The organism is Streptomyces sp. NPDC079141, from assembly GCF_040686775.1.
GTDB lineage: Bacteria > Actinomycetota > Actinomycetes > Streptomycetales > Streptomycetaceae > Streptomyces.
This window is the reverse complement of record NZ_JBFBLP010000002.1, coordinates 756,985-781,049: the sequence shown is the minus strand read 5'-3', so window position 1 is coordinate 781,049 and position 24,065 is coordinate 756,985. Positions and strand designations below refer to the sequence as shown.

Genomic DNA, 24,065 nt, shown 5'->3' with positions numbered 1-24,065 from the left:
TCCCCGGAGGCCCTGAGCCGTATGCGAGCCACCCTGCGCTGGGCGCACTCCGATCTGCGCACGCACCGCGGCGAGGCCCTGTTCCTCGTCCTCGCCACCGTCGGCGTCGTCGCCTCGCTGCTGCTGGCCACGGCCCTCTTCGGCTACGCCACCAACCCCTGGCAGCGCGTCTTCACCCAGTCCCGCGGCGCCCATGTGTGGCTGCACACGGCCGAGTCCGCCGACGCCGGGAAACTCGCCGCGCTCGACGGCGTCGCGTCCGTCTCCGGCCCCTACCCGACCTCCGCCGCCACCCTCGCCTCCCGTGGCACCCGCGCCTCGGTCGAACTGCGCGGCACTCCCGAGCAGCCCACCGTCGGCCGCCCGCTGCTCACCTCCGGGCACTGGCTGGACCCGGCGACCCCCGACGGTGTCGTCCTGGAGACCCGCCTCGCCCACAGCCTGCTCGCCGGCCCCGGCGACACGCTCACCGTCCCCGGCACCGCGCGCACGCTGACCGTCCTCGGCGTGGCCGACAGCGCGGAGCCCCGCTACCGGCCCGGCGAGCGGCCCGGACTCGTCTGGGCCCTGCCCTCCGCCGTGCGCGACCCGGGCGGCCAGGTCACCGGCCTGCGCCTGACGGACCCCGACGACACGGACTACGCCGTCCAGCGCGCCGTCACCGTGCTGGGCGCCGGCGCGGTCAGCGAGGTCACCACCTGGCAGCAGGCGCGCGCCGAGGAGCAGGGCGACAACCGGCTGCTCGGCCAGGTGCTGGGCCTGTTCGGACTGGGCGCGCTGATCGCCGCCGGGCTCGCCGTGCACGGGGCGATCGGCACCCGGATCCGCGGCCATCTGCGGGACATCTCGATCCTGAAGGCCATCGGTTTCACCCCGGGCCAGGTCGTCCGCGTCTACCTGCTCCAGCATCTCGCCTACGCGCTGCTGGGCGCCGTGTCCGCGGTCGCGCTCATCGAGGCCCTGGGCAACCGGCTTCCCGGCCGCCTCGGCGACGCGGTCGGGGTGTGGCAGGGGCTGCCCGGGCGGGCGGTGGCCCTGGTCGCCGTTCCGGCCTGCGCGGTCCTGTTCATCGCCGCGACCACCGGCCTCGCCGCCTGGCGGGCGGGACGGGTGCCTCCGGTGCCGGTGCCCCGGCCGGCTGCCTCGGCGGGCCGCGGACTGTCGGGCCCGGTTCGGCGGGCGCTGGGGACACGGCTCGGGCGAGCGGGCGGGATACGGCTGTCCCCCGCGCTGGTGCTGGGCTGGCACACCGCGTTCGCCCGCCGCCGGCGCACGCCGGCCACCGTCGCCCGGCTCGCACTGCCGCTGCTGCTGATCGTCGTGGCGCTCAGCGCCTGGAGCACCATCGACCGCTTCCAGAGCAGACCCGAACAGATCGGCCTGCCCACCGCGCTCACCGTCCACACGGACTCCGGCCTCGGCCGCCGCGACGCCGGCGCGCTGCTGGAACGCGACCCGCAGGTCGCCGCGGTCTACCCGGGCGTCGAGGTCGCCGCCCTGGTCCCCGGCCAGACGGCCACCATCGCCCTGCGCGGCCTCGGCACCCGCCAGGACCCCTACCCGTACGCCCTGGCCGAGGGCCGTCCCGCGCAGAACCGTGACGAGGCGGTCGCCGGGCAGGGTCTGCTCAACCTGCTGGACGTACGGGTCGGCGACTGGGTCCGGATGACCGTGGGCGACCAGCCGCAGATCCTGCACATCGTCGGCCGCAGCATCGAACCGGAGAACGCCGGCCGGGTCATCTCCACCTCGCTCGACACCCTCCGCGAGAACGACCCCCGACTCGCCCCGACCCGCTACGAGCTCCGGCTCCACCCGGGCGCGGACGCCGCCGAGGTCGCCGACCGCCTGACCGAGGCCGGCCACGGCCACCTCGACGTCCACACCGTCCCGAACCCCGCCGACGGCCTCTCACCCATGCGCGGAGTCGTCCTCGGCCTCATCACCGTGCTGGCGCTCATCGGCCTGATCGAACTGCTCACCGCCATCGGCGGCACCGTCCGCGAGAGCGAGCGGGACCTGCTGGCCCTGAAGGCCGTCGGCCTCTCCCCCCGCCAGATCACCGGCATCACGGTGACAGCCACCGCGCTCACCACCCTGGCCGCGGCCGCCATCGGCACCGCCCTGGGCGCCCCGCTCGCCCACTGGCTGATCGACACCCAGGGCAGATCGAGCGGCATCGGCGCGGGGATAGCCGAGGGCCCGTCGACCGCCCTGCTGTTGCTCTTCGTCACGGCGGCGGTGATCGGCGCGGCAGCCGTGGCCGCGCTCCCGGCGACGAGGGCGGCAAGGCGAAGACTGGCGGACACTCAACCCGCGTAGGGGTTCCTCGGAGCCTGCGGGTTGTACGGCCCGTAAGGGTTCCCCTGAGGCGGAACATACGGCGGATACGCCGGAGGCACCGGCACCGGGGCCAACGCACTCGGATGCACACCGAGCCGAATCCCGTACCGCCCCTTCAGCCGCTTCGTCTCCAACAGCGAGATCCCCGTGACCGTCAACGGCGCGCCCAGGATGAACAGAACGCCCATCGTGAGGCTCAGCCCGTGCAGATCACCGGTGACAAGATCCGGAATGGCCATCAGCCATGTCGTCACCGTGGCGAGCAGCGGCGGCAGACACCGGTGCACCCCGGCCGTGCCGAAGAAGTTCGCGCCGACGTGCCAGGCCCCGCGGGCCACGAAACCGATCAGCCAGAGCACCAGCGGACCTAGCAGCAGCACGAAGAACCCCGCACCGCCCGCCGCCCTGAGCAGGACGACGGTGAGCACGATCGACCCCACGAAGAGCAGCAGCAGCTTCAGCGAGTTGAGCAGCGGCACCTTCAGCGACCGCACGGTGCCGCCGCGCCGCCACACGAAGAGCATCACGCCGACCGTCAGCGGTGTGACGAACAGCAGGACGACGGACGCCGTCAGCATGTTCTCCAGCATTTCGTCGAAGGCGAAGCCGCCCTCGACGAAGGTGTAGACGCCGACCGCGGCGATCGTCCCGGCGATGAGGCGCGCCTTCTTGAGCTGCTCCACCGCCGGGTCGGCGGACTCCGGAATCCACGCCGGATGGAATGCCGCGCGCGCCGCGTGCTTGGGCTTCCACAGCGGTCCCGCCGCCGGCGTGCCGCCCGTCCAACTGCCGCGTGAACCGGCCAACTTGAACTCCCCCGAGCCATGGCTTTCATGATCGCCAGGGAGTCTACGGGAAGCGGACGGCCGTGCGCCGCCCGCTTGCCGTGATCAGCGGCCGCGCAGCTCCCGGTACTTGGCGACCAGCGCCTTGGTGGAGTCGTCCAGACCCGGCACCTCGGCGCCCTCGGTCAGGGCGGGCTCGACCCGCTTGGCGAGGACCTTGCCGAGCTCGACGCCCCACTGGTCGAAGGAGTCGATGTTCCACACGGCGCCCTGGACGAACACCTTGTGCTCGTAGAGGGCGATGAGCTGGCCCAGCACCGACGGCGTCAGCTCACGCGCGAGGATCGTGGTCGTCGGGTGGTTGCCCTTGAACGTCTTGTGGGTGACCAGCTCCTCCGGCACCCCCTCCGCGCGCACCTCGTCCGGCGTCTTGCCGAAGGCCAGGGCCTGCGTCTGGGCGAAGAAGTTGGCCATCAACAGGTCGTGCTGCGCCTTGAGTTCACCGCTCATCTCGGCGACCGGCTCGGCGAAGCCGATGAAGTCCGCCGGGATCAGCTTGGTGCCCTGGTGGATCAGCTGGTAGTAGGCGTGCTGCCCGTTGGTGCCGGGCGTGCCCCACACGACCGGCCCGGTCTGCCAGTCGACCTCCTGCCCGTCCCGGCCGACGTACTTGCCGTTGGACTCCATGTCCAGCTGCTGGAGGTAGGCGGTGAACTTGGAGAGGTAGTGGCTGTAGGGCAGCACGGCGTGCGACTGGGCGCCGAGGAAGTTGCCGTACCAGATGCCCAGCAGGCCCAGCAGCAGAGGCACGTTGGACTCGGCGGGCGCGGTGCGGAAGTGCTCGTCGACGAGGTGGAAGCCGTCGAGCATCTCCCGGAAGCGGTCCGGGCCGATGGCGATCATCAGGGAGAGGCCGATCGCCGAGTCGAAGGAGTAGCGGCCGCCGACCCAGTCCCAGAACTCGAACATGTTGTCCGGGTCGATGCCGAAGTCCGTGACCTTCTCGGCGTTCGTCGACAGCGCCACGAAGTGCTTGGCCACGGCGTCCTGGCCGGCGCCCAGTTCACCGAGCAGCCAGTTGCGCGCCGAAGTGGCGTTGGTGATCGTCTCGATCGTGGTGAACGTCTTGGACGCGACGATGAACAGCGTCTCCGCCGCGTCCAGGTCACGGGTGGCCTCGTGCAGGTCGGCGCCGTCGACGTTGGACACGAAGCGGACCGTCAGATCGCGGTCGGTGCAGGCGCGCAGCACCTCGTAGGCCATGGCCGGGCCGAGGTCGGAGCCGCCGATGCCGATGTTCACGACGTTCTTGATGCGCCGGCCGGTGTGGCCGGTCCACTCGCCGGAGCGGACGCGGCCGGCGAAGTCTGCCATCTTGTCGAGGACGGCGTGCACACCGGGGACGACGTTCTCGCCGTCGACCTCGACGACCGCCTCGCGCGGGGCGCGCAGCGCGGTGTGCAGCACCGCACGGTCCTCGGTCGTGTTGATCTTCTCGCCGCGGAACATCGCGTCGCGCAGCCCGAACACATCGGTGGCGGCGGCCAGCTCGCGCAGCAGCCGCAGCGTCTCCTCGGTGACCAGGTGCTTGGAGTAGTCGACGTACAGGTCACCGACCTGGAGCGCGTATCCGCTGCCGCGGCCGGGGTCGGCGGCGAACAGCTCACGCAGCTGCACCTCGCCGAGTTCCTCACGGTGCTTGGCCAGCGCCGTCCACTCGGGCGTCTGGTTGAGCCTGGTACGACCGTCTGCGTTCATTTCGGACTTCAGCCTTCTTTCCTACCCGTCCCTGCTGTCCCAACCTAGTTGATCAGCGGGTGACGTGAGCTGTCGTGCTGTCGTCGTGCGGGGCAACAACAAGTACGTCCGCCTTGCGCACAGGTATCAGCGCGATGACGGACAGAACGAAGAACGCGGCCGCGAGAAGGGCCGGGCTGTTGAGTCCCCAGACGGTGGCGACGGCTCCGCCGAGCAGCGCGCCCAGCGGTGCTCCGGCGACACCGAGGGTCCGGAAGGCGGAGCTGACCCGGCCCAGCATGTCGGTCGGGCTGCGCTGCTGCATGAGTGTCGTGGTGTTGACGTTCCACACCATGCCCATGAACCCGAACACGGCCAGGGCGAGGGCCAGCGCGACCAGATGGCGCACCGAGCCCATCACGACCAGCGCGCCGATCTGCACGATCCCGGCGAGCAGCACCGCCCGCATCCGCCCCACCCGGGCGACGAGCGGGCCGCCGGCCGGCCCGCCGATCAGGCTGCCGACCGTGTACGCCGTCATGGCCACCACGTATCCCGTGGTGCCCGCGTCCAGCCAGCCCGTCACCAGGAGCACGAGTGTGGCAATCAGGGCGCCCATGCCTATGTTGCACAGGGCGGTGGCGGCGCACAGGCCGCGCAGGGCTCTGTCCCGCCACAGAGTGCGCAGCCCCTCGGCGATCTCCCGGCGCAGGGTGCTGCCTGCCGGCCGGGGCTTCCGCTCGGGCGGCGCGGTCCGCAGCGAGGCGACGAGCGCGGCCGCCACCAGGAACGTGACGGCGTCGACCGCGAAGGGCGCCGCCGCCCCTGCCGCGATCAGCAGCGGCACGACCGGGGCGCCCAGCAGGCCGCCGGCGACACTCTGACCGGTCATCAGACGGGCGTTGGCGCTGCCCAGCTCGGCGCGGTCCACCAGGGCCGGCAACAGGGCCGTCGAGGCGTTGTCGAAGAGGGTCTGGAGTGTGGTCAGGGCGAAGGCCAGCGCGATCAGCAGGCCGATCGAAGCGTGCCCGAGGGCGACGGCCACCGCGAAACACCCGACCAGCAGCCCGCGTACCGCGTCCACCGTCCACATCGCGCGCCGCTGGTCCACGCGGTCGGCGACGGCGCCGCCCAGCAGTCCGAAGACGATCCAGGGGAGATAGCCGCAGGCGGTCACCGCGGCGATGAGCAGCGGCCGGTCCGTCAGTGTCGCGGCGAGCAACGGCAGCGCGGCGGTCCGCAGTGCGTCACCGAACCTGGAGAGCACGGCGGCACTCCACAGCCGCCCGAACCCCCCGCGCCACGCCGGTGCGCGCACGTCCCCCGTCTCGACCGTCGTCACAGCTCCCCCTCACGATTCGCCCGATGCACAAACCGTAGAGGGCACCACTGACAATCGGCCGGGGCGCGGGGTTCTGCGGGCGCCCGCGAAACAGCTCCGGCCGGACACCGAACGGTGCCTGGCCGGCTCTCAACTCCTAGATCTCGCCCCGCAGTTTGGCGAGCGCCTCGGCGAGGATCGCCTCGCCGTCCGCGTCGCTGCGCCGCTCCCGCACATACGCCAGATGCGTCTTGTAGGGCTCGGTACGCGGCGGGTCCGGCGGGTTGTCCCGGTCCTGTCCTGCCGGGAAGCCGCAGCGCGGGCAGTCCCAGGTGTCGGGAACCTGCGCGTCGCTGGCGAAGCTCGGCTGGGTCTCGTGCCCGTTGGAGCACCAGAAGGAGATGCGCAGCCGCGGCGCGGACTCACCGCGCTCGGCCTCACCCATCGGCCCCGCCCCGACCCGGCTTCCTCGGATCGCGTTGCCACTTGCCACGGTCGTAACTCCCTGCGTGATGGTGCCGCGAAGCGAGTCGGCGTTTCGCTTCGTTGCGAGCGCCTCAGTCTACGTAAGGCCCAACGCGCGTCCAGTGATTGGAGTTACAGCCCCCACATCTAGACGCAAGCCCCATGATAGGCCGCGCTCAGCTGCGCGTACCGAACATGGGGCGTTACGTACGGAATGTGCGTGCCGGTCAGTTGTTCACCTTCATCAGCAGACCGAGCACGACGATGCACGCGAACCAGAGCAGACCGACCACGACGGTGATCCGGTCGAGGTTGCGCTCGGCGACCGAGGAGCCGCCGACGGAGGACTGCATGCCGCCACCGAACATGTCGGAGAGGCCGCCGCCCTTGCCCTTGTGCATCAGCACCAGCAGCATCAGCAGCCCGCTGAAGACGATCAGGGCGATCGAGAACCCCATAACCACGGCTGGACCAACTTCCTCGGATCTGGATGGACGACAGGGGCACAGCCACCGGGCTGTGCCCCCGCAAGGGTACGACGGATCCCCGCTTACCAGGTACTCACTGGTCGCGGAAGCGCACGATCTTGACGAACTCGTCGGCGTCGAGCGACGCACCGCCCACGAGCGCCCCGTCGATGTCGGCCTGCGCCATGATCTCGGCGACGTTGCCCGACTTCACGGAGCCGCCGTACTGGATGCGGACCTTGTCGGCCAGCTCCTGCGTGTACAGCTCGGCGATCTTGCCGCGGATGGCGGCGCAGACCTCCTGCGCGTCCTCGGCGCCGCAGACCTTGCCGGTGCCGATGGCCCAGACGGGCTCGTAGGCGATCACGATGGTCTCGGCCTGCTCGGCCGGGAGGTCCTTCAGACCGCCCTCGACCTGGGCGAGGGTGTGGGAGACGTGGTTGCCCGCCTCGCGGACGTCCAGCTCCTCGCCGACGCACAGGATCGGGGTCAGGCCGTGCTTGTAGGCGGCCTTGACCTTGGCGTTGACGATCTCGTCGGTCTCGGCGTGGTACTGGCGGCGCTCGGAGTGGCCGATGGCCACGTACGTGCACTTCAGCTTGGCCAGCATCGAGCCGGAGATCTCGCCGGTGTAGGCGCCGGAGTCCTGCGCCGAGATGTCCTGGGCGCCGTACTTGATCTTCAGCTTGTCGCCGTCGACCAGGGTCTGCACGGAGCGCAGGTCGGTGAAGGGCGGCAGGACGGCGACCTCGACGGCCTCGTAGTCCTTGTCGGCCAGGGCGAAGGCGAGCTTCTGGACGTGGGCGATGGCCTCAAGGTGGTTGAGGTTCATCTTCCAGTTGCCCGCCATCAGCGGCGTGCGCGTGCTCATAAAGGGTCAGTCCTCCAGTGCGGCGAGGCCGGGGAGCGTCTTGCCCTCAAGGTATTCGAGGGAGGCGCCGCCGCCGGTCGAAATGTGGCCGAATGCCGTCTCGTCGAAGCCCAGGATGCGGACGGCCGCGGCGGAGTCGCCGCCGCCGACGACCGTGAAGGCCGGGGAGTCGATGAGGGCCTGGGCGACCGCCTTGGTGCCCTCGGCGTAGTCGGGGTGCTCGAAGACGCCCATGGGGCCGTTCCAGAAGACGGTGGCGGCGTCGGCGAGCTTCGAGGCGTACAGCTTGCGGGTCTCCGGACCGATGTCCAGACCCTCCTGGTCGGCGGGGATCGCGTCCGCGGCGACGGTCGTGGGGTTGGCCGGGGCCTTGGTCTTCAGGTCCGGGAACTCCGTGGCGACGAGGACGTCGACGGGGAGGACCAGCTCGACGCCGTTCTTCTCCGCGCGCTCGATGTACTCCTGGACGGCCGGGACCTGGTCCTCCTGGAGGAGGGAGATGCCGACCTCGTAGCCCTTGGCCTTGAGGAAGGTGTAGGCCATGCCGCCGCCGATGAGCAGGCGGTCGGCCTTGCCGAGCAGCTCGTCGATGACGGCGAGCTTGTCGGAGACCTTGGCGCCGCCGAGGGCAACCACGTACGGCCGCTGGACCTCGTCCGTCAGCTTCTTCAGGACGCCGACCTCGGTGGCGATGAGGTAGCCGGCGTAGTGCGGCAGACGGGCCGGGAGGTCGAAGACCGAGGCGTGCTTGCGGTGCACGGCGCCGAAGCCGTCGCCGACGTAGACGTCGGCCAGGGCGGCGAGCTGCTCGGCGAAGGCGCCGCGCTCGGCGTCGTCCTTGCTGGTCTCGCCGGCGTTGAAGCGCAGGTTCTCGATGACGGCGACGCCGCCGTCGGCGAGGCCGGCGACGGTGGCGGTGGCGGACTCGCCGACCGTGTCCGTCGCGAAGGCGACAGAGGCGCCGAGGAGTTCACCGAGGCGCGCGGCGGCCGGGGCGAGGGAGAAGGCCGGATCCGGGGCGCCCTTGGGGCGGCCCAGGTGCGAGGCGACGACCACCCGGGCGCCCGCCTCGGCCAGCGCCTTGACGGTGGGCAGGACGGCGCGGATGCGGCCGTCGTCGGTGATCGTGGTGCCGTCCAGCGGCACGTTCAGGTCGGCGCGGACGAAGACCCGCTTGCCCGTGACACCTTCGGCGAGGAGTTCGTCGATCGTCTTCATTGAGAGGGCTCCCGAGGAGATTTCGTGGTGCTCGTGATCCTAAGAGGGCTGGTCCGTACGTGAGTCAGGGCCCGGGCGGCGCGTCCCTGCGCCGCCCGAGCCCTGCTCACATCAAAGTGCCTGCTCCGGAGATCAGAGCTGGTTGCCGACGAACACCGTCAGGTCGACGAGACGGTTGGAGTAGCCCCACTCGTTGTCGTACCAGCCGAGGATCTTCACCGACTTGCCCTCCTGGACCATGGTCAGGGAGGAGTCGAAGGTGCAGGACGCCGGGTCGCTGACGATGTCGGAGGAAACGATCGCGTCCTCCGTGTAGGACAGGTAGCCCTGCAGCTCGCCCTCGGCGGCCTTCTTGAACGCGGCGTTGACCTCGTCCTTGGTGACCTCGCGCTCAAGCTCCACGACCAGGTCGGTGGCGGAACCGGTCGGGACCGGGACGCGCATGGCGATGCCGTCCAGCTTGCCCTTGAGCTGCGGGAGCACCAGGGCGGTGGCCTTGGCGGCACCCGTGGTGGTCGGGATGATGTTCTCGGCGGCGGCACGGGCGCGGCGCAGGTCCTTGTGCGGGAAGTCCAGGATGCGCTGGTCGTTCGTGTACGCGTGCACGGTCGTCATCAGACCCTTGACGATGCCGAAGTTCTCGTCGAGGACCTTGGCCATCGGCGCCACACAGTTGGTGGTGCAGGAGGCGTTGGAGATGACGTGGTGGTTCGCCGGGTCGTACTTGTCCTGGTTGACACCCATCACGATGGTGATGTCCTCGTCGGAGGCCGGAGCCGAGATGAGGACCTTCTTGGCGCCGCCGGCGATGTGCTTCGCGGCGTCGGCCTTCTTCGTGAAGATGCCGGTCGACTCGATCACGATGTCGACGCCCAGCTCGCCCCACGGGATGTCGGCGGGGTTGCGCTCGGACAGGACCTTGATGGTCTTGCCGTCGACAGTGATGGTGTCGGCGGTGTGCGACACCTCCTGCTTCAGGCGGCCCAGGATCGTGTCGTACTTCAGCAGATGGGCGGTGGTCGCGGTGTCACCCAGATCGTTGACAGCCACGATCTCGATGTCAGCACCCTGCTCCAGCAGCGCGCGGAAGTAGTTACGACCGATGCGGCCGAAGCCGTTGATGCCTACGCGGATCGTCACGAACCGATCTCCTCGTTGGTACGCCGGCCATGCGGTGCCGGCGAGCTCTATTTGGGATGTCCCCGACCGCCTACGACCCTACCTCCCTGAGGCCCCCGAGGTGACATCGAGATGCCCCATACACGGGCAGGCGGTCCGTACCCGCCAGTAGGGGTACGGACCGCCCGGGCCGGACGGCCCTATGAACCGTTTTCCCGACGCGGTCGAGCGGGGGTCACCCCTCCAGCGCCGTGAGTGCCTTGCCGATCAGGGCCGCACGGTCGGCCGGTGCGACGACATGCTCCAGGCCGAAGCCCAGCAGCACGGTGTCGTCCGTGGTCACCGCGCCGTACGTCTGGAAGAGCCGGCCCACGCGGGCCCAGTCCTTGACGACGGCGGGGCTGCCCGCGGGCGGTCCGGGGGTGGTCCAGGCGCCCAGTGACGTCTCGAAGCCCTCGGTCTCGACGGCGGTGCCGCCGACGACGAGCGAGGCGTTGTCCACGAGCAGGCCGCGACCGCCGGAACCGGGATCGGTGATGTAGCCCAAGGAGAGCTCGACCGTCTTTCCGGCGTAGGCCGAGAGGTCGAAGGAGACCTCCTGCCAGCCGGCCGACGCCCCGGTGAAGCTGTTCCAGGAGCCGCTGGTGCCGGTGGGCGTGCAGGCGCCGCCGGCGAGGGTCAGATACCGCTTGAGGGCGGGGTGGGCCTGGATGAAGTACCCGGCCCCGCACTCCTCGGGCACGGCGGTGCTGGTGGCGCCGCCCTTCTCCGGGAGCGTGGTCCAGTCGTCGCCGCCCGCCGTGCGCGCCTCCAGGACGGCGTGGTCGTAGCCCTCCTCGGTGCTCCACAGCATCCGGGTGCGCAGTGTGGGCGCGTCGGCGGCGGTCACCGAGGTGAGGTCGACGGTGCGGGTGAGGCGGTTCCAGGCGTAGTCGCTGTGCGTGACGGCCGCCATGTAGGCGCCTTCGTAGGGGCCGTACGGATTGACGGTGCCGGGGTACCGGCCCGCTCCCGCGCTCGCGAACTGCGGGAAGTCGGCCTCGGCCAGCGTCTCGGAGGTGACGCCGTAGGAGCCGGCCGCGCTCAGCGGGTTGCCGGGCGCGTCGCCGAGCCCGGCCGCGGTGCCCGCGAGCTTGCCCGCGCCGTCGAAGGAGGAGGCTCCGGGGAGGGACGTACGGCTGTAGGCGCCCAGGTAGTACTGGCTGAAGTCGTTCGACGGGGTGCCGCCGCCGAGGTCGACGGAGCCGCCCGCCTGCTCGCCGGCCTCGACCAGCTTGCCGCCCTCGTTGAGGAAGGCGCGCAGTTCGAGCTGGGTGGCGTTGCCCGGGACGCCGGCGCCCGTGTAGTGGACGACGGTGTCGAAGTGGCTCAGCACGCCGAGCGCGTCGGGGGCACCCTGCGTGGCGACGTCCCAGACGACCGCCTTGCGGCCGTTGGCCTTGAGCGCGTCGACGTAGGTCTGCGCCTGGGTGGCGGCCACGCCCTCCTCGGCGACGACGAGGACGTCCGCGCGCGGGCGCTCGGCCACCGTGTACGTGAAGTGCTCACTGGCGACGGGCTTTCCGCTCCTCGTCTCGCCGGTGAACCACACCTCGACCTTGTCGCCCGGATCGCCGTCGGCGACCTTGGCGCGGTACTCGTCGAAGTAGAGGTTGTCGGCACCGCCGAACGTCTCGCCGCCGTCCCAGGGCCGCAGCGCCATGTCGTGCGTACGGCCGCCGTTGACGCGGTACTTGAGCTCCTTGTCGCGCACCGACTTGCGGACGGTGACGGAGACCTCCTGGTCGGCGCCGCGGGAGTACGACGTGGTGAACGGCGCCGGGGTGAAGTCGGCGGCGGTCAGTCCGACGGACGAGGACGGCCGGTCGGGGTGGGCCGCCGATTCGGCGACGGAGAGCGCGAAGGGGATGTTCTTGGCGAACTCCTGCTGGATCAGCTTCTCGTCGTCCGGGAAGTTGAAGATCGACTGGCAGTCGCCGGGGAGCCAGGCGTCGTCGGGGTCGATGTTCGACGCGGTCTGGCAGGTCGACATCTCGGGTGTGAACATCGCCAGGCCGTTGACGTTGGCGGCGTGTCCGTCCGCCTCGCCGTTGGTGGTGTACAGCTCCGAGGAGACCTGCGGGTGGTAGCCGGGGACGGCCGGGTTGTCGGGCGTGCCGGCAAGTGCCTTGTAGAGCACGTCGTCCGGGGTGTCCGTGGCCACCTGCCAGCCGACGCCGTAGAGGATGAGCTCGGCGGCGGAGTGGTAGTTGATGCCGTACTCGAAGCCGATCCGCTTCTGGAAGGCGTCCAGTGCCTTCGTCTCCGGCTCGGAGGCCGGGCCGGCGCCGCGGTAGGTCTGGCTGGTGGGGTTGGGGGACGAACCCTCGTTGTCGTAGCCCCACTTGTAGGTGAAGTTGCGGTTGAGGTCGACGCCGTCGCCGGTGCTGATGGCGCCGTCGCCGTTGACGTCCCGCAGGTTCTTGCGCCACAGGCGGTCGCCGGTGTCCGCGAAGGTGTGGTCGTAGCCGTCGGGGTTGGCCGAGAGCACGAACCACAGCTCGGTGGTGTCGACGATCGTCTTGATGCGCTTGTCCGTCTTGTAGTTGTCCAGGTAGTGGTGCATCAGCCGGCGGGTCATTTCCGGCGTGATCCACTCGCGCGCGTGCTGGTTGGACAGATACAGGACGGAGGGCTTGGCGCCGTCCTTGGTCTTCTTGGCGTTCTTGGTGAGCTTGAGCGCCAGGATGTCCTGGCCGTTGACGGTCTTGCCGATGGAGACGACCTTGGTGAGGCCGGGGTTCTCCTGGGCGGTCCGCAGGATCTCCTCCTTGAGGCCGCCGCTGCCGCCGTAGGGCCGGTAGACGCCGTCCGCGGCCGCCTCGACGCGCTGTTCGGCCTTGGCGGACAGGGTGTGCTCGGTGAGCTCGACGCCCTGCTTCTCAAGCTTCTCGGCCTGCTGGTCGGTGAGGTAGACCTCGATCGTGGCGGTGCCCTTCTCGGGCGCCTGCTCACTGAGTTCATGGCCGTCCTGTCCGGCGGCCAGCAGCAGAGGTATCTGCTTCTTGGTGACCTCGGCGCGGAAGACCTTGACCTCGTTGTCCGATGCGCTCGACGCGTCGGAACTGCCGTTCTGTGCCTGGGCGATGGGTGCGAAGCTCGCTCCGCCGATCAGGAGCGCGCCGACAGCGAGGATCGATCTCGCTCTGTGTCTCATGAACCCCCCTAGCGTGGGTTCGCCACGTCAGCGAACAGATGCCAGGCTCATGACAGTCCATGATCGAGTCAAGGGTGCCTCAAGGACGGAGGAATGCCGGTGGCCACGCCCCGACAGGGCGTGGCCACCGGCATGGTGACGGTGTGTCAGCCGACCAGGTTGTCGGCCATCTCCTCGGTGATGCTGGACTCCGTGCCCGGGATGCCGAGGTCCTGGGCGCGCTTGTCGGCCATCGCCAGCAGACGGCGGATACGGCCGGCGACGGCGTCCTTGGTCAGCGGCGGGTCGGCGAGCGCGCCGAGCTCCTCCAGGGAGGCCTGCTTGTGCTCCATGCGCAGCCGGCCGGCCGCGGCGAGGTGCTCGGGGACGTCCTCGGCGAGGATCTCCAGGGCGCGCTGGACGCGGGCACCGGCGGCGACGGCCGCGCGCGCGGAGCGGCGCAGGTTGGCGTCGTCGAAGTTGGCGAGACGGTTCGCCGTGGCGCGGACCTCGCGGCGCATCCGCCGCTCCTCCCAGGCCAGCACGGACTCGTGGGCGCCGAGGCGGGTGAGCAGGGCGCCGATCGCGTCACCGTCGCGGACGACGACCCGGTCCACGCCGCGCACCTCGCGGGCCTTCGCGGCGATCGACAGCCGACGGGCGGCGCCGACGAGCGCGAGGGCGGCCTCCGGGCCGGGGCAGGTGACCTCCAGGGAGGAGGAACGGCCGGGCTCGGTGAGCGAGCCGTGCGCCAGGAAGGCGCCGCGCCAGGCGGCCTCGGCGTCGCAGGTGGCCCCGGAGACCACCTGCGGGGGCAGGCCGCGGATCGGGCGGCCCCGGCCGTCGACGAGGCCGGTCTGCCGGGCCAGCTGGTCACCGCCCGCGACGACGCGCACCACGTAGCGCGAACCCCGGCGCAGACCGCCCGGGGCCATCACGATCAGCTCCGAGCTGTGGCCGAAGATCTCCAGGATGTCCCGCTTGAGGCGGCGGGCCGCCATCGCGGTGTCCAGCTCCGCCTCGATCACGATGCGCCCGCTGACCAGATGGAGGCCGCCGGCGAACCGCAGAATGGCGGAGACCTCCGCCTTCCTGCAGCAGGTCCGGGTGACGGGGAGCCGGGAGATCTCGTCCTTCACCGCTGCCGTCATCGCCATGGGCCGATCCTTCCATGCATCCGAAAAATACGGTCGTACGCGGCGGCCAGCAGCTCCGGGTCGTGCCGCGGAGAACCGTCCCTCCGGGCGACCGGAGCCAGCTCGACCGCGGCACCGAGCCGCTTGGCGGCCTCGGTGAGCACATCGCGGTCGGGCACGGCGGCCTCGTCGGCCAGCACCACGTCCAGGGCGAGTTTAGGGGCGTGTCGTCCCAAAACCTCCAAATGACGCTGCGGGGAGAAGCCTTCGGTTTCTCCGGGCTGCGGGGCGAGGTTCAGCGAGAGTACCCGGCGCGCCTTGGTCTCCGTCAGCGCGTCCAGCAGCTCGGGCACCAGCAGGTGCGGAATGACCGAGGAGAACCAGGAACCGGGGCCGAGCACCACCCAGTCCGCGTCCATGACCGCCGCGACGGCCTCGGGCACGGCGGGCGGGTCGTGCGGCACGAGGTGCACGGACTGCACCTCGCCGGGGGTGAGGGCGACGGTGGCCTGGCCGCGGACGGTGTCGACGTCTTCGGGCCGGGCCGGGTCGTGCCCCTTGACCAGGGCCTGGAGCTCCAGCGGTACGGCGGACATGGGCAGCACGCGCCCGTGCGCGCCCAGCAGCTTGCCGACCAGGTCCAGGGCCTGGACATGGTCGCCGAGCTGTTCCCACAGGGCGACGATCAGCAGATTGCCGACCGCGTGGTCGTGCAGGTCGCCCTGGGTCTGGAAACGGTGCTGGATCACCCGGGCCCAGGTCTGGCCCCAGTCGTCGTCGCCGCACAGCGCGGCGAGCGCCTTGCGCAGGTCACCGGGCGGCAGGACGCCCAGCTCGTCGCGCAGGCGCCCACTGGAGCCGCCGTCGTCGGCCACGGTGACGACGGCGGTGAGATCACCGGTGATCCGGCGCAGCGCGGCGAGCGAGGCCGACAGGCCCATGCCGCCGCCGAGCGCGACGACCTTGGGCTGGGTGCCCCGGCGGCGCGGCCGGCCGCCGCGGACCTCGACGGTGCGGCCGCCGCGTCCGTCGGGCACCCGGCGCAGCCTGATCAGCCGCGGAGTACGTCCTGTCATTCGCGTCCCATGTCCCGGTGTACGACCACCGTCTCCACGCCCTGCGCGGCAAGGCGGGCGGCGAGCTTCTCCGACGTGGCCACCGAGCGGTGCTTGCCGCCGGTGCAGCCGACCGCGATGGTCACATAGCGCTTGCCCTCACGACGGTAGCCCGCGGCAATCAACTGGAGAAGCTCGGTGTACCGGTCGAGGAACTCCTTGGCGCCCGGCTGGTTGAAGACGTACGCCGAGACCTCCTCGTTCAGGCCGGTGAACGGGCGCAGCTCCGGGACCCAGTGCGGATTGGGCAGGAAGCGCATGTCCACGACCAGGTCGGCGTCGACCGGGAGGCCGTACTTGAAGCCGAAGGACATCACCGTGGCCCGCAGCTCGGGCTCCTCATCGCCGGCGAACTGGGCGTCCATCTTGGCGCGCAGCTCGTGGACGTTCAGGCTGGAGGTGTCGATCACCAGGTCGGCGTCGCCGCGCAGCTCGCGCAGCAGCTCGCGCTCGGCGGCGATGCCGTCGACGATGCGGCCGTCGCCCTGGAGGGGGTGCGGGCGGCGCACCGACTCGAAGCGGCGCACCAGGGCCTCGTCGGAGGACTCCAGGAAGACGATCCGACGGGTGACGCCCCGGGTGTCGAGGTCGGCGAGCGACTCGCGAAGGTTGTCGAAGAAGCGGCGGCCGCGGACGTCGACGACGACCGCGATCCGGGCCACGTTGCCCTGGGAGCGGGCGCCGAGCTCCACCATGGTGGGGATCAGCGCGGGCGGCAGGTTGTCGACGACGAACCAGCCGAGGTCCTCCAGGCACTTCGCGGCGGTCGAGCGGCCGGCCCCGGACATGCCGGAGATGATCACCAGCTCGGGGATGGCCGCGTCCGCGGCGGCGGCCGGCTCGCCGGTCGTGCCCGTACTCACCTGTGCTCCGTCTCCGCCTTGTTCCTGTTGCTCGTCCTGCTTGTTCACATTCATGTCTCCTGCCCCCGTCGTTCGTCCGGGGAGCCGATCGTCACGGGCTCCCCACTGGAACCCATGATGTCGGGTTCCTCCTCCATGATCTCTCCAGTCGCCGTGTTCACGGCCGGCGCGGCCGGTGCCGCCTGGGCGAGGGCCACGGCGATGGCCTCGGCCGTCTTGCGGCCTATGCCGGGAACCTCGCAGATCTGGTCGATGGTGGCGGATCGCAGTCTCTTCAACGAACCGAAGTGCTTCAGCAGCGCCTGCTTGCGCGCTTCCCCGAGTCCCGGTACGTCGTCCAGCGGGCTCGACCGGAACCGCTTGGCGCGCTTGGTGCGCTGGTAGGTGATCGCGAAGCGGTGGGCCTCGTCACGGACCCGCTGGAGAAGGTACAGGCCCTCGCTGGTGCGGGGCAGGACGACCGGGTCGTCGTCGCCGGGCAGCCAGACCTCCTCCAGTCGCTTGGCCAGGCCGCAGACGGCGATGTCGTCGATGCCGAGCTCGTCCAGGGCCTTCTTGGCCGCGGCGACCTGGGGCTGTCCGCCGTCGACGACGACGAGCTGGGGCGGGTAGGCGAACTTCTTGGGGCGGCCGTCGTCGTCCTTGAGGCCGTTCTCGGAGGCGTCCGGGGACTCCTCGTCCACCCACTCGCCGGTCTTCTCCTTCTCGGCGATGTACCGCCGGAAGCGGCGGGAGATCACCTCGTGCATGGAGCGGACGTCGTCCTGACCGGCGAAGCCCTTGATCTGGAAGCGGCGGTACTCGTTCTTGCGCTGGAGTCCGTCCTCGAAGACGACCATGGAGGCCACGACGTCGTCGCCCTGGAGGTGCGAGATGTCGTAGCACTCGATCCTGAGGGGCGCGCTGTCCAGGTCGAGGGCGTCGGCGATCTCCTCCAGGGCACGCGAGCGCGTGGTCAGGTCGGAGGCGCGCTTGGTCTTGTGCAGGGCGAGGGCCTGCTGGGCGTTGCGCTCGACGGTCTCCATCAGCGCCTTCTTGTCGCCGCGCTGCGGGATGCGCAGGCTGACGCCGGAGCCGCGGCGCTCGGTCAGCCACTGCTGGACCGGCTCCACCGGGTCGGGCAGGGCCGGGACGAGGACCTCCTTGGGCACGGAGTCGCCCTTCTCCTCGCCGTACAGCTGCTGCAGGGCGTGCTCGACGAGGGCGCCGGTGGTGATCTCCTCGACCTTGTCGGTCACCCAGCCGCGCTGGCCGCGCACCCGGCCGCCGCGCACGTGGAAGATCTGCACCGCCGCCTCCAGCTCGTCCTCGGCGACGGCGATCAGGTCGGCGTCGGTCGCGTCGGCGAGCACGACCGCGTTCTTCTCCATGGCCTTCTTCAGGGCCTCGATGTCGTCGCGCAGCCGGGCGGCCCGCTCGTACTCCATCTCCTCGGCCGCCTCCGTCATCTGCTTCTCCAGACGGCGCAGGTACGTGCCCGTGCGGCCGGCCATGAAGTCGCAGAACTCCTCGGCCAGTTCGCGGTGCTCGTCGGCGGAGACGCGCTCGACGCAGGGAGCGGAGCACTTGCCGATGTAGCCGAGCAGACAGGGGCGGCCGGTGCGGGCGGCGTTCTTGAAGACGCCGGCCGAGCAGGTGCGTACCGGGAAGACGCGCAGGAGGAGGTCGACGGTGTCGCGGATCGCCCACGCGTGCCCGTACGGCCCGAAGTAGCGCACGCCCTTCTTCTTGTGACCGCGCATCACCTGCACGCGCGGGAACTGTTCGTTCATCGTCACCGCGAGGTACGGATAGCTCTTGTCGTCGCGGTACTTGACGTTGAACCGGGGGTCGTACTCCTTGATCCAGGAGTACTCCAGCTGGAGCGCCTCGACCTCCGTGGACACCACGGTCCACTCCACGGACGCGGCCGTGGTGACCATGGTCCGGGTGCGGGGGTGCAGGTTCGTCAGGTCCTGGAAGTAGTTCGCCAGGCGCTGGCGCAGGCTTTTCGCCTTTCCGACGTAGATCACCCTGCGGTGCTCGTCACGGAACCTGTAGACCCCGGGCGAGTCCGGGATCTGTCCCGGCCGGGGGCGGTAGCTGGAGGGGTCGGCCATGTTTCACACCCTACTGGCGAGGGGTGACAACGCGGCGGGCGGCGAGAACGATCCGGGCATCAGGTGTTGTCGGGGCTTGGTCAACACGCTTCAATGCGGGGGAACTCGGGGCCGTGAACGACGGCGTACGGATGTGAAGACGCCCCGGCGCCGACGGGGAGGCCCCGACCGCCCGCGCGAACGGTCTGACCAGCCGTTGTGAACATGTCACAGAAAGGCCCCTGCATGCTGCATGCCCGAGAGCACGCGGATGTCGCCGCCGCCGTCTCCGACGTGACACCGCACGCCGGACCGGAGGGGGAACTGGCCGCGGCCCTGCGCGGGGGCCCCTTCCACGTCGCGCTGCGCGCCGCGATCGCCGCCCGCGGGCTGCCGCTCCAGCGCGTCCAGCACCATCTGACCCGCTACGGGGTCAAGGTCGGTGTCACGAGCCTCAGTTACTGGCAGCAGGGCGCCCGGCGGCCGCAGCGCGCCGAGTCACTGCGCGCGGTACGGGCGCTGGAGGAGATCCTCCGGCTGCCGGAGGAGTCGCTGATACGCCTGCTCGCCGAGAGCGAGGAGCACGCGGGCGCGCAGCGGCCCGCGGCCCGCTCCTACCGCTCCCTCGTCGAGGCCACGGGTGTCCTGGAGCGGCTGCTGGCCGAGCTCGACGCCACGGCCGACGGCGGGCTGCACCTCCTGGGGCTCCACGAGCGGGTGCGGATCGGCCCGCGCCGCGAGCTGGCGGACCGCGAGGCGCACCACATCGTGCGCGCCCACCGGGACGGCGTCGACCGCTTCGTCGCCGTGCACCACGGCGACCCCGGCTGCGCGCCCGAGCGCATGCGGGTGCACGCCCTGGAGAACTGCCGGGCCGGCCGCGTCCGGCTGCACCACGACACCGGCGTCCTGGTCACCGAGCTGCTCTTCGACACCCGGCTGCGGGCCGGCGACACGTTCCTCTTCCGTTACGGCGTCGAGGACGGCACCGCCGGGGTCTCCCGCGAGTACGCGCGCGGGTTCGCGCTGGCGGGCGGCCAGTACGCGCTCCAGGTCCGCTTCGACGAGCGGGCGCTGCCGGTGCGCTGTCACCGGTTCGCCCAGCACTCTGCGGCGGCCCCGCGCAGTGGCCGCCACGAGCTGCCGCTCAGCGGCCGCCACCACTCGGTGCACCTCGTCGAGCCTCGGGTGCGAACGGGGATCGTGGGGATCGGCTGGGACTGGGGGTGAGCGAGCGGCGCCGGCCCCGCGGCGGTCCGCCCGCGTGACTCAGGCCGCCGGGCCCGCGACGATCCGGCCGCCCTTGGCCTCCACGGACAGCCCGTTCAGCGCCACGGTGGCCGGCGCATGCAGGACCTCGCCGGTGGTGGCGTCGAACTCACTGCCGTGACAGGGGCAGATGAGCTTGGTCCCCTCCAGCTTGTTGATGGGGCACAACGCGTGCGTGCAGATCGTGCTGTACGCCTTCAGAGTGCCGTCCTCGGCGCGGCTGACGACCACGTTGTGATCCCGGTAGAGCTTGGCGCTCCCCTTGGCGATCTCGCTCTCCGCGCCCAGGTCTACCGGCGCGGTCGGCGTGGCGTCCGTCGTGGTGCCGCCCGGCGAGCACGCGGCCATGCCGAGCCCGGCGACGGGTGTCAGGGCCGCTCCTCGAAGGACGGTGCGACGGCTCGGGGCGGGGCGGCCGGACATGAGGTCTCCACTGGTCAGGGGATGTGCAGGGCGACGATACCGGCCCGGATCCCGGTGGACGGGGGCGGGGGCGGGGCCGAAGCAAGGTGACGTAAACGCTTGCGCAAGCGTTTACGTCGGCCGCCGGATGGGATACGTTCCCGGCCAGAGGAGACCCGAGGACCAGAGGACCAGGAGGGGCACGATGCCGACCATGGCCGATGTCGCGCGCAGCGCGGGCGTCTCCGTGGCGACCGTGTCGCACGTGCTGAACGACACCCGGCCGGTGCTGCCGCACACCCGCCAGGCCGTGCTGGACGCCATCGAGAGACTCGGCTACACGCCCAACACCCTCGCCCGCTCGCTGGTGACCTCGCGCACCCGGTCCATCGGACTCGCGGTGTCGGCGATCAGCAACCCGTACTTCACGGAGATCCTCCAGGGCGTCGAGGCCGCCGCCCTGGAGCACGGCTACAGCCTGCTCATCGCCGATCCGCACGACGATCCCGAGCACGAGCGCAAGGTCGTCCAGCTGCTGCACGAGCGACGCGTGGACGGCATGATCGTCGCGCCCTCGGCCGACCCGCAGGAACTCCTCGCCTACCTGCGCCGCCACGACGTACCGACCGTATTCCTGGACCGGCTGGTGGACGCCCCGGGGCAGCGTTTCGACCAGGTCTGCGCCGAGAGCGCCGCGCCGACGACCCGGTTGGTCCGCCATCTCGCGGAACTCGGCCACCGGCGGATCGCCCTGGTCGCCGGCCGCCCCGGGCTCAGCACCACCGGCGAACGGATCACCGGCTACCGGCACGGGCTCGCCCACGCCGGTCTCCCCTACGACGAGCGTCTCGTCGTGCACGGCGACTCCGAGTCCGCCGGAGCCGAACGCGCCACCGCCGCCCTGCTGTCCCTCGCCGCGCCGCCCACCGCGCTGGTGACCGCCAACAACGCCATGACCATCGGCGCCCTGCGCGCCCTGCGCGCCCACGGCCGGTCCGTGCCCGACGACATCGCGCTGTGCTGCTTCGACGACTTCGCCTGGGCCGACCTGTTCTCCCCCCGGCTCACCGCGATCGCCCAGCCCAGCAAGGAGATCGGCGCCCGGGCCGTACGCGTGCTCCTGGACCGTCTCGCCACGCCGGACCGGCCCTCCCGGACCGTGCGCCTCGACTGCGCCTTCGTCCACCGCACCTCGTGCGGCTGCCCCGAACAGCCCCTGAAGTCCGCGAAAGGAACCGCCTCGTGATCGTCGTCGCCGGTGAGGCCCTGATCGACCTGGTACCGCAGGGCACGGGCGCCCTCGCCAGCCTGAAGCCGGCGCTCGGCGGCGGCCCCTACAACACGGCCGTGGCCCTCGGCCGCCTCGGCTCCCCCACCGCCTTCTGCTCCCGCGCCTCCCACGACGCCTTCGGCGAGGCCCTGCTGGACGGGCTGCGGCAGGCGGGCGTGGACGTGTCGGGCGTACAGCGCGGGACCGAGCCGACGACCCTCGCCGTCGCCACCGTCGACGCAAACGGCTCGGCCTCGTACTCCTTCTACGTCGACGGCACCGCCGACCGGCTGTTCTCGGCACCGTCCGCGCTGCCCGCCGGAACCCGCGCGGTGTCCTTCGGCACCTGCTCGCTGGTACTGGAGCCCGGTGCGAGCGCCTACGAGGAGCTGATGCGGACGGCGGCCGCGCAGGGCGTGTTCACCGCGCTCGACCCGAACATCCGGCCGGGGCTGATCCCGGATCCGGACGCCTACCGGGCCAGGTTCAAGAGCTGGCTGCCGTCGGTGTCGCTGCTGAAGCTGTCCGAGGAGGACGCGGAGTGGCTGGGTGGCACCCCGCACGAGTGGCTGGCCGCGGGCCCTCAGGCCGTGGTGGTCACCCACGGCGGTGACGGGCTCACCGTCTTCACGCGGGACGGCGCGGAGCACTCCGTGCCGGGCGAGAAGGTCGACGTCGTCGACACGATCGGGGCCGGCGACACCGTCAACGCCGCCCTGCTGCACGGTCTGACCGCCCAGGACGCCCTGTCCGCCGAGGCGCTCGCGGGACTGGGCGCCGACGGCTGGACCCGGCTGCTGCGCTTCGCCGCGCGCGCGGCGGCGATCACCTGCTCACGGGCCGGGGCGGAACCGCCGTACGCCCACGAACTGGAGGGCTGATCACCCGGCGCTGCCCACGGCCCGCAGAGCGCCCGGCCTGCGGCCGCTGAGGCGGTCCAGGGCGGCGGCCGTCGCGTCGTCCGCGGGCAGGTGCACGATCAGCCGCTGGCCGTCGTCGATCAGCGCGAGCGTCTCGTGCAGCAGCCGCAGCGGCCCGGCCTCCGGGTGCTCGACCAGCTGCGAGCCGACCTGGCGCGGTGTCACGGCCAGATCGGCGTACCGGTCGGCGAACTCCGCCCCCGCGATCACCGTCAGCTCCTCGGCCAGCTCGGACAGGTACGGGTCGCGCAGCGGTACGTCGTGCCGCAGCCGGGCGACCAGATCGTCGGCGACCCGCTCCCACTGGGGGTAGGCGGTGCGGGCGCGCGGGTCGGTGAACAGGTGGCGCAGCAGGTTGGGCTGTTCCGCGTCGAGCAGTCCGATCGGGCCGAACAGCCGTGCGTAGCCGCTGGTATGGGCGATGACGTCGCCGATCCAGTTGAACACCACGGCCGGCGCGGGCTCCAGGTGGTCCAGGAGGGCCCGTACGGTGGGGCGCGCCGCGCGGCTGAGCGACGGGGCCGCGGCGCAGACCAGCGGGTCCCCGCCGTCCGCCTCCTTGGTGAGACGGCGCAGGAGCATACGGTCCCTCAGGGACAGGTTCAGCGCGTCGGCGAGGGCGCCGAGCACCTGCGCCGACGGGTTGCGGTCCCGGCCCTGTTCGAGCCGCGTGAGGTACTCGACGCTGATGCCCGCGAGGGTGGCCAGCTCGGCGCGGCGCAGTCCGGGGGTACGGCGGCGGGGGCCGACGGGCAGCCCCGCCTCGGCCGGGGTGACCGCTTCTCGCCAGGTGCGCAGGAAGGTGCCCAACTCGTTGTCGCTCACGGCATCGAACGTACCAACGCTCGCGCGCCGCAGGGTGGCCCTGCGACTACCACGCTCAAGCCGGTCTCCCTCCCCGGGCGCCGGGCCCGCAGAGTGGAGGGCATGACGAATGACACCGCTGCCACCGCCACCGCCCTGCCGCTCGCCCCCGGGGACTGGACCCTCGACCCGCTGCACTCCGCCGTGAACTTCACCATCCGCCATCTCGGCATCGCCAAGGTACGCGGGCGTTTCGCCTCGGTGCAGGCCGGGCTGTACGTCGGTGAGACCGCCGAGGACGTCCGGGTGTCCGCGACCGTCGACCTGGCCTCCATCGACACCGGGAACCCGGACCGGGACGCACACGTGTGTGCGTCCGATCTGCTCGACGTCGAGAAGCGTCCGACGATGACGTTCCGCTCGACCCGGGTGTTCGGCGACGGCGAGGACTGGACGATGGAGGGCGAGCTGACGATCGGCGGGGTGACCCGGCCGGTGACGCTCGCCGTGGAGTTCGGCGGGCTGGTCGACGTGCCGATGGACGGCAGCCGGCATGCCGGGTTCGAGGCGCGGGGCGAGATCCGGCGCAGCGAGTTCGGGCTCGACTTCGCCCCCGGGCTGCTCGGTGAAGTGGTGAAGATCCAGCTGGACATGCAGTTCGTGGAGCCGAAGGCGGCCTGAGGCTTCCGGAGTGCGCATACGGCTCG

The 24,065-nt window shown here is 71.2% G+C and carries 20 protein-coding genes; 5 read left to right on the top strand and 15 right to left on the bottom strand.

Annotated features, from left to right (window positions below; genetic code table 11):
• Positions 1-21 precede the first annotated feature (21 nt).
• Entirely contained in the window at positions 22-2,322 is a 2,301-nt protein-coding gene (locus AB0Q90_RS08630) for an FtsX-like permease family protein (protein WP_363158280.1), read from the top strand.
• Here AB0Q90_RS08630 and AB0Q90_RS08625 read toward each other — a convergent pair.
• From AB0Q90_RS08625 to uvrC, 13 genes are all read right to left on the bottom strand, one after another.
• Positions 2,310-3,149: a hypothetical protein gene (locus AB0Q90_RS08625; RefSeq protein WP_363158279.1), complete on the bottom strand. Its 840-nt coding sequence runs from the start codon at positions 3,147-3,149 to the stop codon at positions 2,310-2,312. The two genes, AB0Q90_RS08630 and AB0Q90_RS08625, sit on opposite strands and share 13 nt — an antisense overlap.
• Positions 3,150-3,233: 84 nt before the next feature.
• Positions 3,234-4,886: a glucose-6-phosphate isomerase gene (pgi, locus tag AB0Q90_RS08620; protein WP_363158278.1), complete on the bottom strand. Its 1,653-nt coding sequence runs from the start codon at positions 4,884-4,886 to the stop codon at positions 3,234-3,236.
• A 52-nt stretch (positions 4,887-4,938) separates the two neighbouring features.
• Positions 4,939-6,207: an MFS transporter gene (locus AB0Q90_RS08615; RefSeq protein WP_363158277.1), complete on the bottom strand. Its 1,269-nt coding sequence runs from the start codon at positions 6,205-6,207 to the stop codon at positions 4,939-4,941.
• Positions 6,208-6,343: 136 nt separating this feature from the next.
• A complete protein-coding gene (locus AB0Q90_RS08610; protein ID WP_003957010.1) occupies positions 6,344-6,679 on the bottom strand; it encodes an RNA polymerase-binding protein RbpA in 336 nt (111 codons plus the stop codon).
• 199 nt (positions 6,680-6,878) lie between these two features.
• A complete protein-coding gene (gene secG, locus AB0Q90_RS08605; RefSeq protein ID WP_015661252.1) occupies positions 6,879-7,109 on the bottom strand; it encodes a preprotein translocase subunit SecG in 231 nt (76 codons plus the stop codon).
• Positions 7,110-7,212: 103 nt separating this feature from the next.
• Entirely contained in the window at positions 7,213-7,989 is a 777-nt protein-coding gene (gene tpiA, locus AB0Q90_RS08600; RefSeq protein WP_363158276.1) for a triose-phosphate isomerase, read from the bottom strand.
• Positions 7,990-7,995: 6 nt separating this feature from the next.
• The gene (locus AB0Q90_RS08595) at positions 7,996-9,207 is read right to left on the bottom strand and encodes a phosphoglycerate kinase (protein WP_363158275.1); all 1,212 of its coding nucleotides are present in this window, start codon (positions 9,205-9,207) and stop codon (positions 7,996-7,998) included.
• A gap of 132 nt (positions 9,208-9,339) precedes the next feature.
• Positions 9,340-10,347 (bottom strand): type I glyceraldehyde-3-phosphate dehydrogenase, encoded by a 1,008-nt coding sequence (gene gap, locus AB0Q90_RS08590; protein ID WP_363158274.1) that lies wholly within the window; start codon positions 10,345-10,347, stop codon positions 9,340-9,342.
• A 214-nt stretch (positions 10,348-10,561) separates the two neighbouring features.
• The gene (locus tag AB0Q90_RS08585; protein ID WP_363158273.1) at positions 10,562-13,522 is read right to left on the bottom strand and encodes a M14 family zinc carboxypeptidase; all 2,961 of its coding nucleotides are present in this window, start codon (positions 13,520-13,522) and stop codon (positions 10,562-10,564) included.
• Positions 13,523-13,668: 146 nt separating this feature from the next.
• A complete protein-coding gene (gene whiA, locus AB0Q90_RS08580; protein ID WP_363158272.1) occupies positions 13,669-14,658 on the bottom strand; it encodes a DNA-binding protein WhiA in 990 nt (329 codons plus the stop codon).
• Positions 14,649-15,713, bottom strand: a complete 1,065-nt coding sequence (yvcK, locus tag AB0Q90_RS08575; protein WP_363158271.1) for a uridine diphosphate-N-acetylglucosamine-binding protein YvcK — start codon at positions 15,711-15,713, stop codon at positions 14,649-14,651. The genes whiA and yvcK overlap by 10 nt, the downstream gene beginning before the upstream one ends.
• Complete coding sequence (rapZ, locus tag AB0Q90_RS08570) at positions 15,710-16,669, bottom strand: RNase adapter RapZ (RefSeq protein ID WP_363158270.1); 960 nt, start codon at positions 16,667-16,669, stop codon at positions 15,710-15,712. The genes yvcK and rapZ overlap by 4 nt, the downstream gene beginning before the upstream one ends.
• Complete coding sequence (gene uvrC / locus AB0Q90_RS08565; RefSeq protein WP_363158269.1) at positions 16,666-18,714, bottom strand: excinuclease ABC subunit UvrC; 2,049 nt, start codon at positions 18,712-18,714, stop codon at positions 16,666-16,668. Before uvrC ends, rapZ begins: the two co-directional genes overlap by 4 nt.
• 225 nt (positions 18,715-18,939) lie before the next feature.
• On the opposite strand from uvrC, the gene AB0Q90_RS08560 reads away from it, so the two are divergent.
• Positions 18,940-19,923 (top strand): hypothetical protein, encoded by a 984-nt coding sequence (locus AB0Q90_RS08560; RefSeq protein ID WP_363158268.1) that lies wholly within the window; start codon positions 18,940-18,942, stop codon positions 19,921-19,923.
• 39 nt (positions 19,924-19,962) lie between these two features.
• Here AB0Q90_RS08560 and AB0Q90_RS08555 read toward each other — a convergent pair whose 3' ends face one another.
• Complete coding sequence (locus AB0Q90_RS08555; protein WP_363158267.1) at positions 19,963-20,385, bottom strand: Rieske (2Fe-2S) protein; 423 nt, start codon at positions 20,383-20,385, stop codon at positions 19,963-19,965.
• A gap of 184 nt (positions 20,386-20,569) precedes the next feature.
• Here AB0Q90_RS08555 and AB0Q90_RS08550 point away from each other — a divergent pair, with 184 nt between their 5' ends.
• Together AB0Q90_RS08550 and AB0Q90_RS08545 are read left to right on the top strand one after the other, a co-directional pair.
• Positions 20,570-21,610 (top strand): LacI family DNA-binding transcriptional regulator, encoded by a 1,041-nt coding sequence (locus tag AB0Q90_RS08550; RefSeq protein ID WP_363158266.1) that lies wholly within the window; start codon positions 20,570-20,572, stop codon positions 21,608-21,610.
• The gene (locus tag AB0Q90_RS08545; RefSeq protein WP_363158265.1) at positions 21,607-22,515 is read left to right on the top strand and encodes a carbohydrate kinase; all 909 of its coding nucleotides are present in this window, start codon (positions 21,607-21,609) and stop codon (positions 22,513-22,515) included. Before AB0Q90_RS08550 ends, AB0Q90_RS08545 begins: the two co-directional genes overlap by 4 nt.
• On the opposite strand, the gene AB0Q90_RS08540 is transcribed toward AB0Q90_RS08545, so the two are convergent.
• On the bottom strand, positions 22,516-23,379 hold the full coding sequence (locus tag AB0Q90_RS08540) for a helix-turn-helix domain-containing protein (RefSeq protein WP_363158264.1): 864 nt from the start codon (positions 23,377-23,379) through the stop codon (positions 22,516-22,518). It lies immediately after the preceding gene.
• Between the two features lie 102 nt (positions 23,380-23,481).
• On the opposite strand from AB0Q90_RS08540, the gene AB0Q90_RS08535 reads away from it, so the two are divergent.
• Positions 23,482-24,039 carry a YceI family protein gene (locus tag AB0Q90_RS08535; protein WP_363158263.1) on the top strand — a complete coding sequence of 186 codons (558 nt, stop codon included), beginning with the start codon at positions 23,482-23,484 and terminating at the stop codon, positions 24,037-24,039.
• The last annotated feature ends 26 nt before the right edge of the window (positions 24,040-24,065 follow it).

What these genes read in the sequence shown, in the direction of transcription:
- AB0Q90_RS08630 (WP_363158280.1), top strand. Translation starts at nt 22, where the DNA reads ATGCGAGCCACCCTGCGCTGGGCGCACTCCGATCTGCGCACGCACCGC.
- pgi (WP_363158278.1), bottom strand. Translation starts at nt 4,886, where the DNA reads ATGAACGCAGACGGTCGTACCAGGCTCAACCAGACGCCCGAGTGGACG.
- secG (WP_015661252.1), bottom strand. Translation starts at nt 7,109, where the DNA reads ATGGGGTTCTCGATCGCCCTGATCGTCTTCAGCGGGCTGCTGATGCTG.
- tpiA (WP_363158276.1), bottom strand. Translation starts at nt 7,989, where the DNA reads ATGAGCACGCGCACGCCGCTGATGGCGGGCAACTGGAAGATGAACCTC.
- AB0Q90_RS08595 (WP_363158275.1), bottom strand. Translation starts at nt 9,207, where the DNA reads ATGAAGACGATCGACGAACTCCTCGCCGAAGGTGTCACGGGCAAGCGG.
- AB0Q90_RS08585 (WP_363158273.1), bottom strand. Translation starts at nt 13,522, where the DNA reads ATGAGACACAGAGCGAGATCGATCCTCGCTGTCGGCGCGCTCCTGATC.
- whiA (WP_363158272.1), bottom strand. Translation starts at nt 14,658, where the DNA reads ATGGCGATGACGGCAGCGGTGAAGGACGAGATCTCCCGGCTCCCCGTC.
- yvcK (WP_363158271.1), bottom strand. Translation starts at nt 15,713, where the DNA reads ATGACAGGACGTACTCCGCGGCTGATCAGGCTGCGCCGGGTGCCCGAC.
- rapZ (WP_363158270.1), bottom strand. Translation starts at nt 16,669, where the DNA reads ATGAATGTGAACAAGCAGGACGAGCAACAGGAACAAGGCGGAGACGGA.
- uvrC (WP_363158269.1), bottom strand. Translation starts at nt 18,714, where the DNA reads ATGGCCGACCCCTCCAGCTACCGCCCCCGGCCGGGACAGATCCCGGAC.
- AB0Q90_RS08560 (WP_363158268.1), top strand. Translation starts at nt 18,940, where the DNA reads ATGCTGCATGCCCGAGAGCACGCGGATGTCGCCGCCGCCGTCTCCGAC.
- AB0Q90_RS08555 (WP_363158267.1), bottom strand. Translation starts at nt 20,385, where the DNA reads ATGTCCGGCCGCCCCGCCCCGAGCCGTCGCACCGTCCTTCGAGGAGCG.
- AB0Q90_RS08550 (WP_363158266.1), top strand. Translation starts at nt 20,570, where the DNA reads ATGCCGACCATGGCCGATGTCGCGCGCAGCGCGGGCGTCTCCGTGGCG.
- AB0Q90_RS08535 (WP_363158263.1), top strand. Translation starts at nt 23,482, where the DNA reads ATGACGAATGACACCGCTGCCACCGCCACCGCCCTGCCGCTCGCCCCC.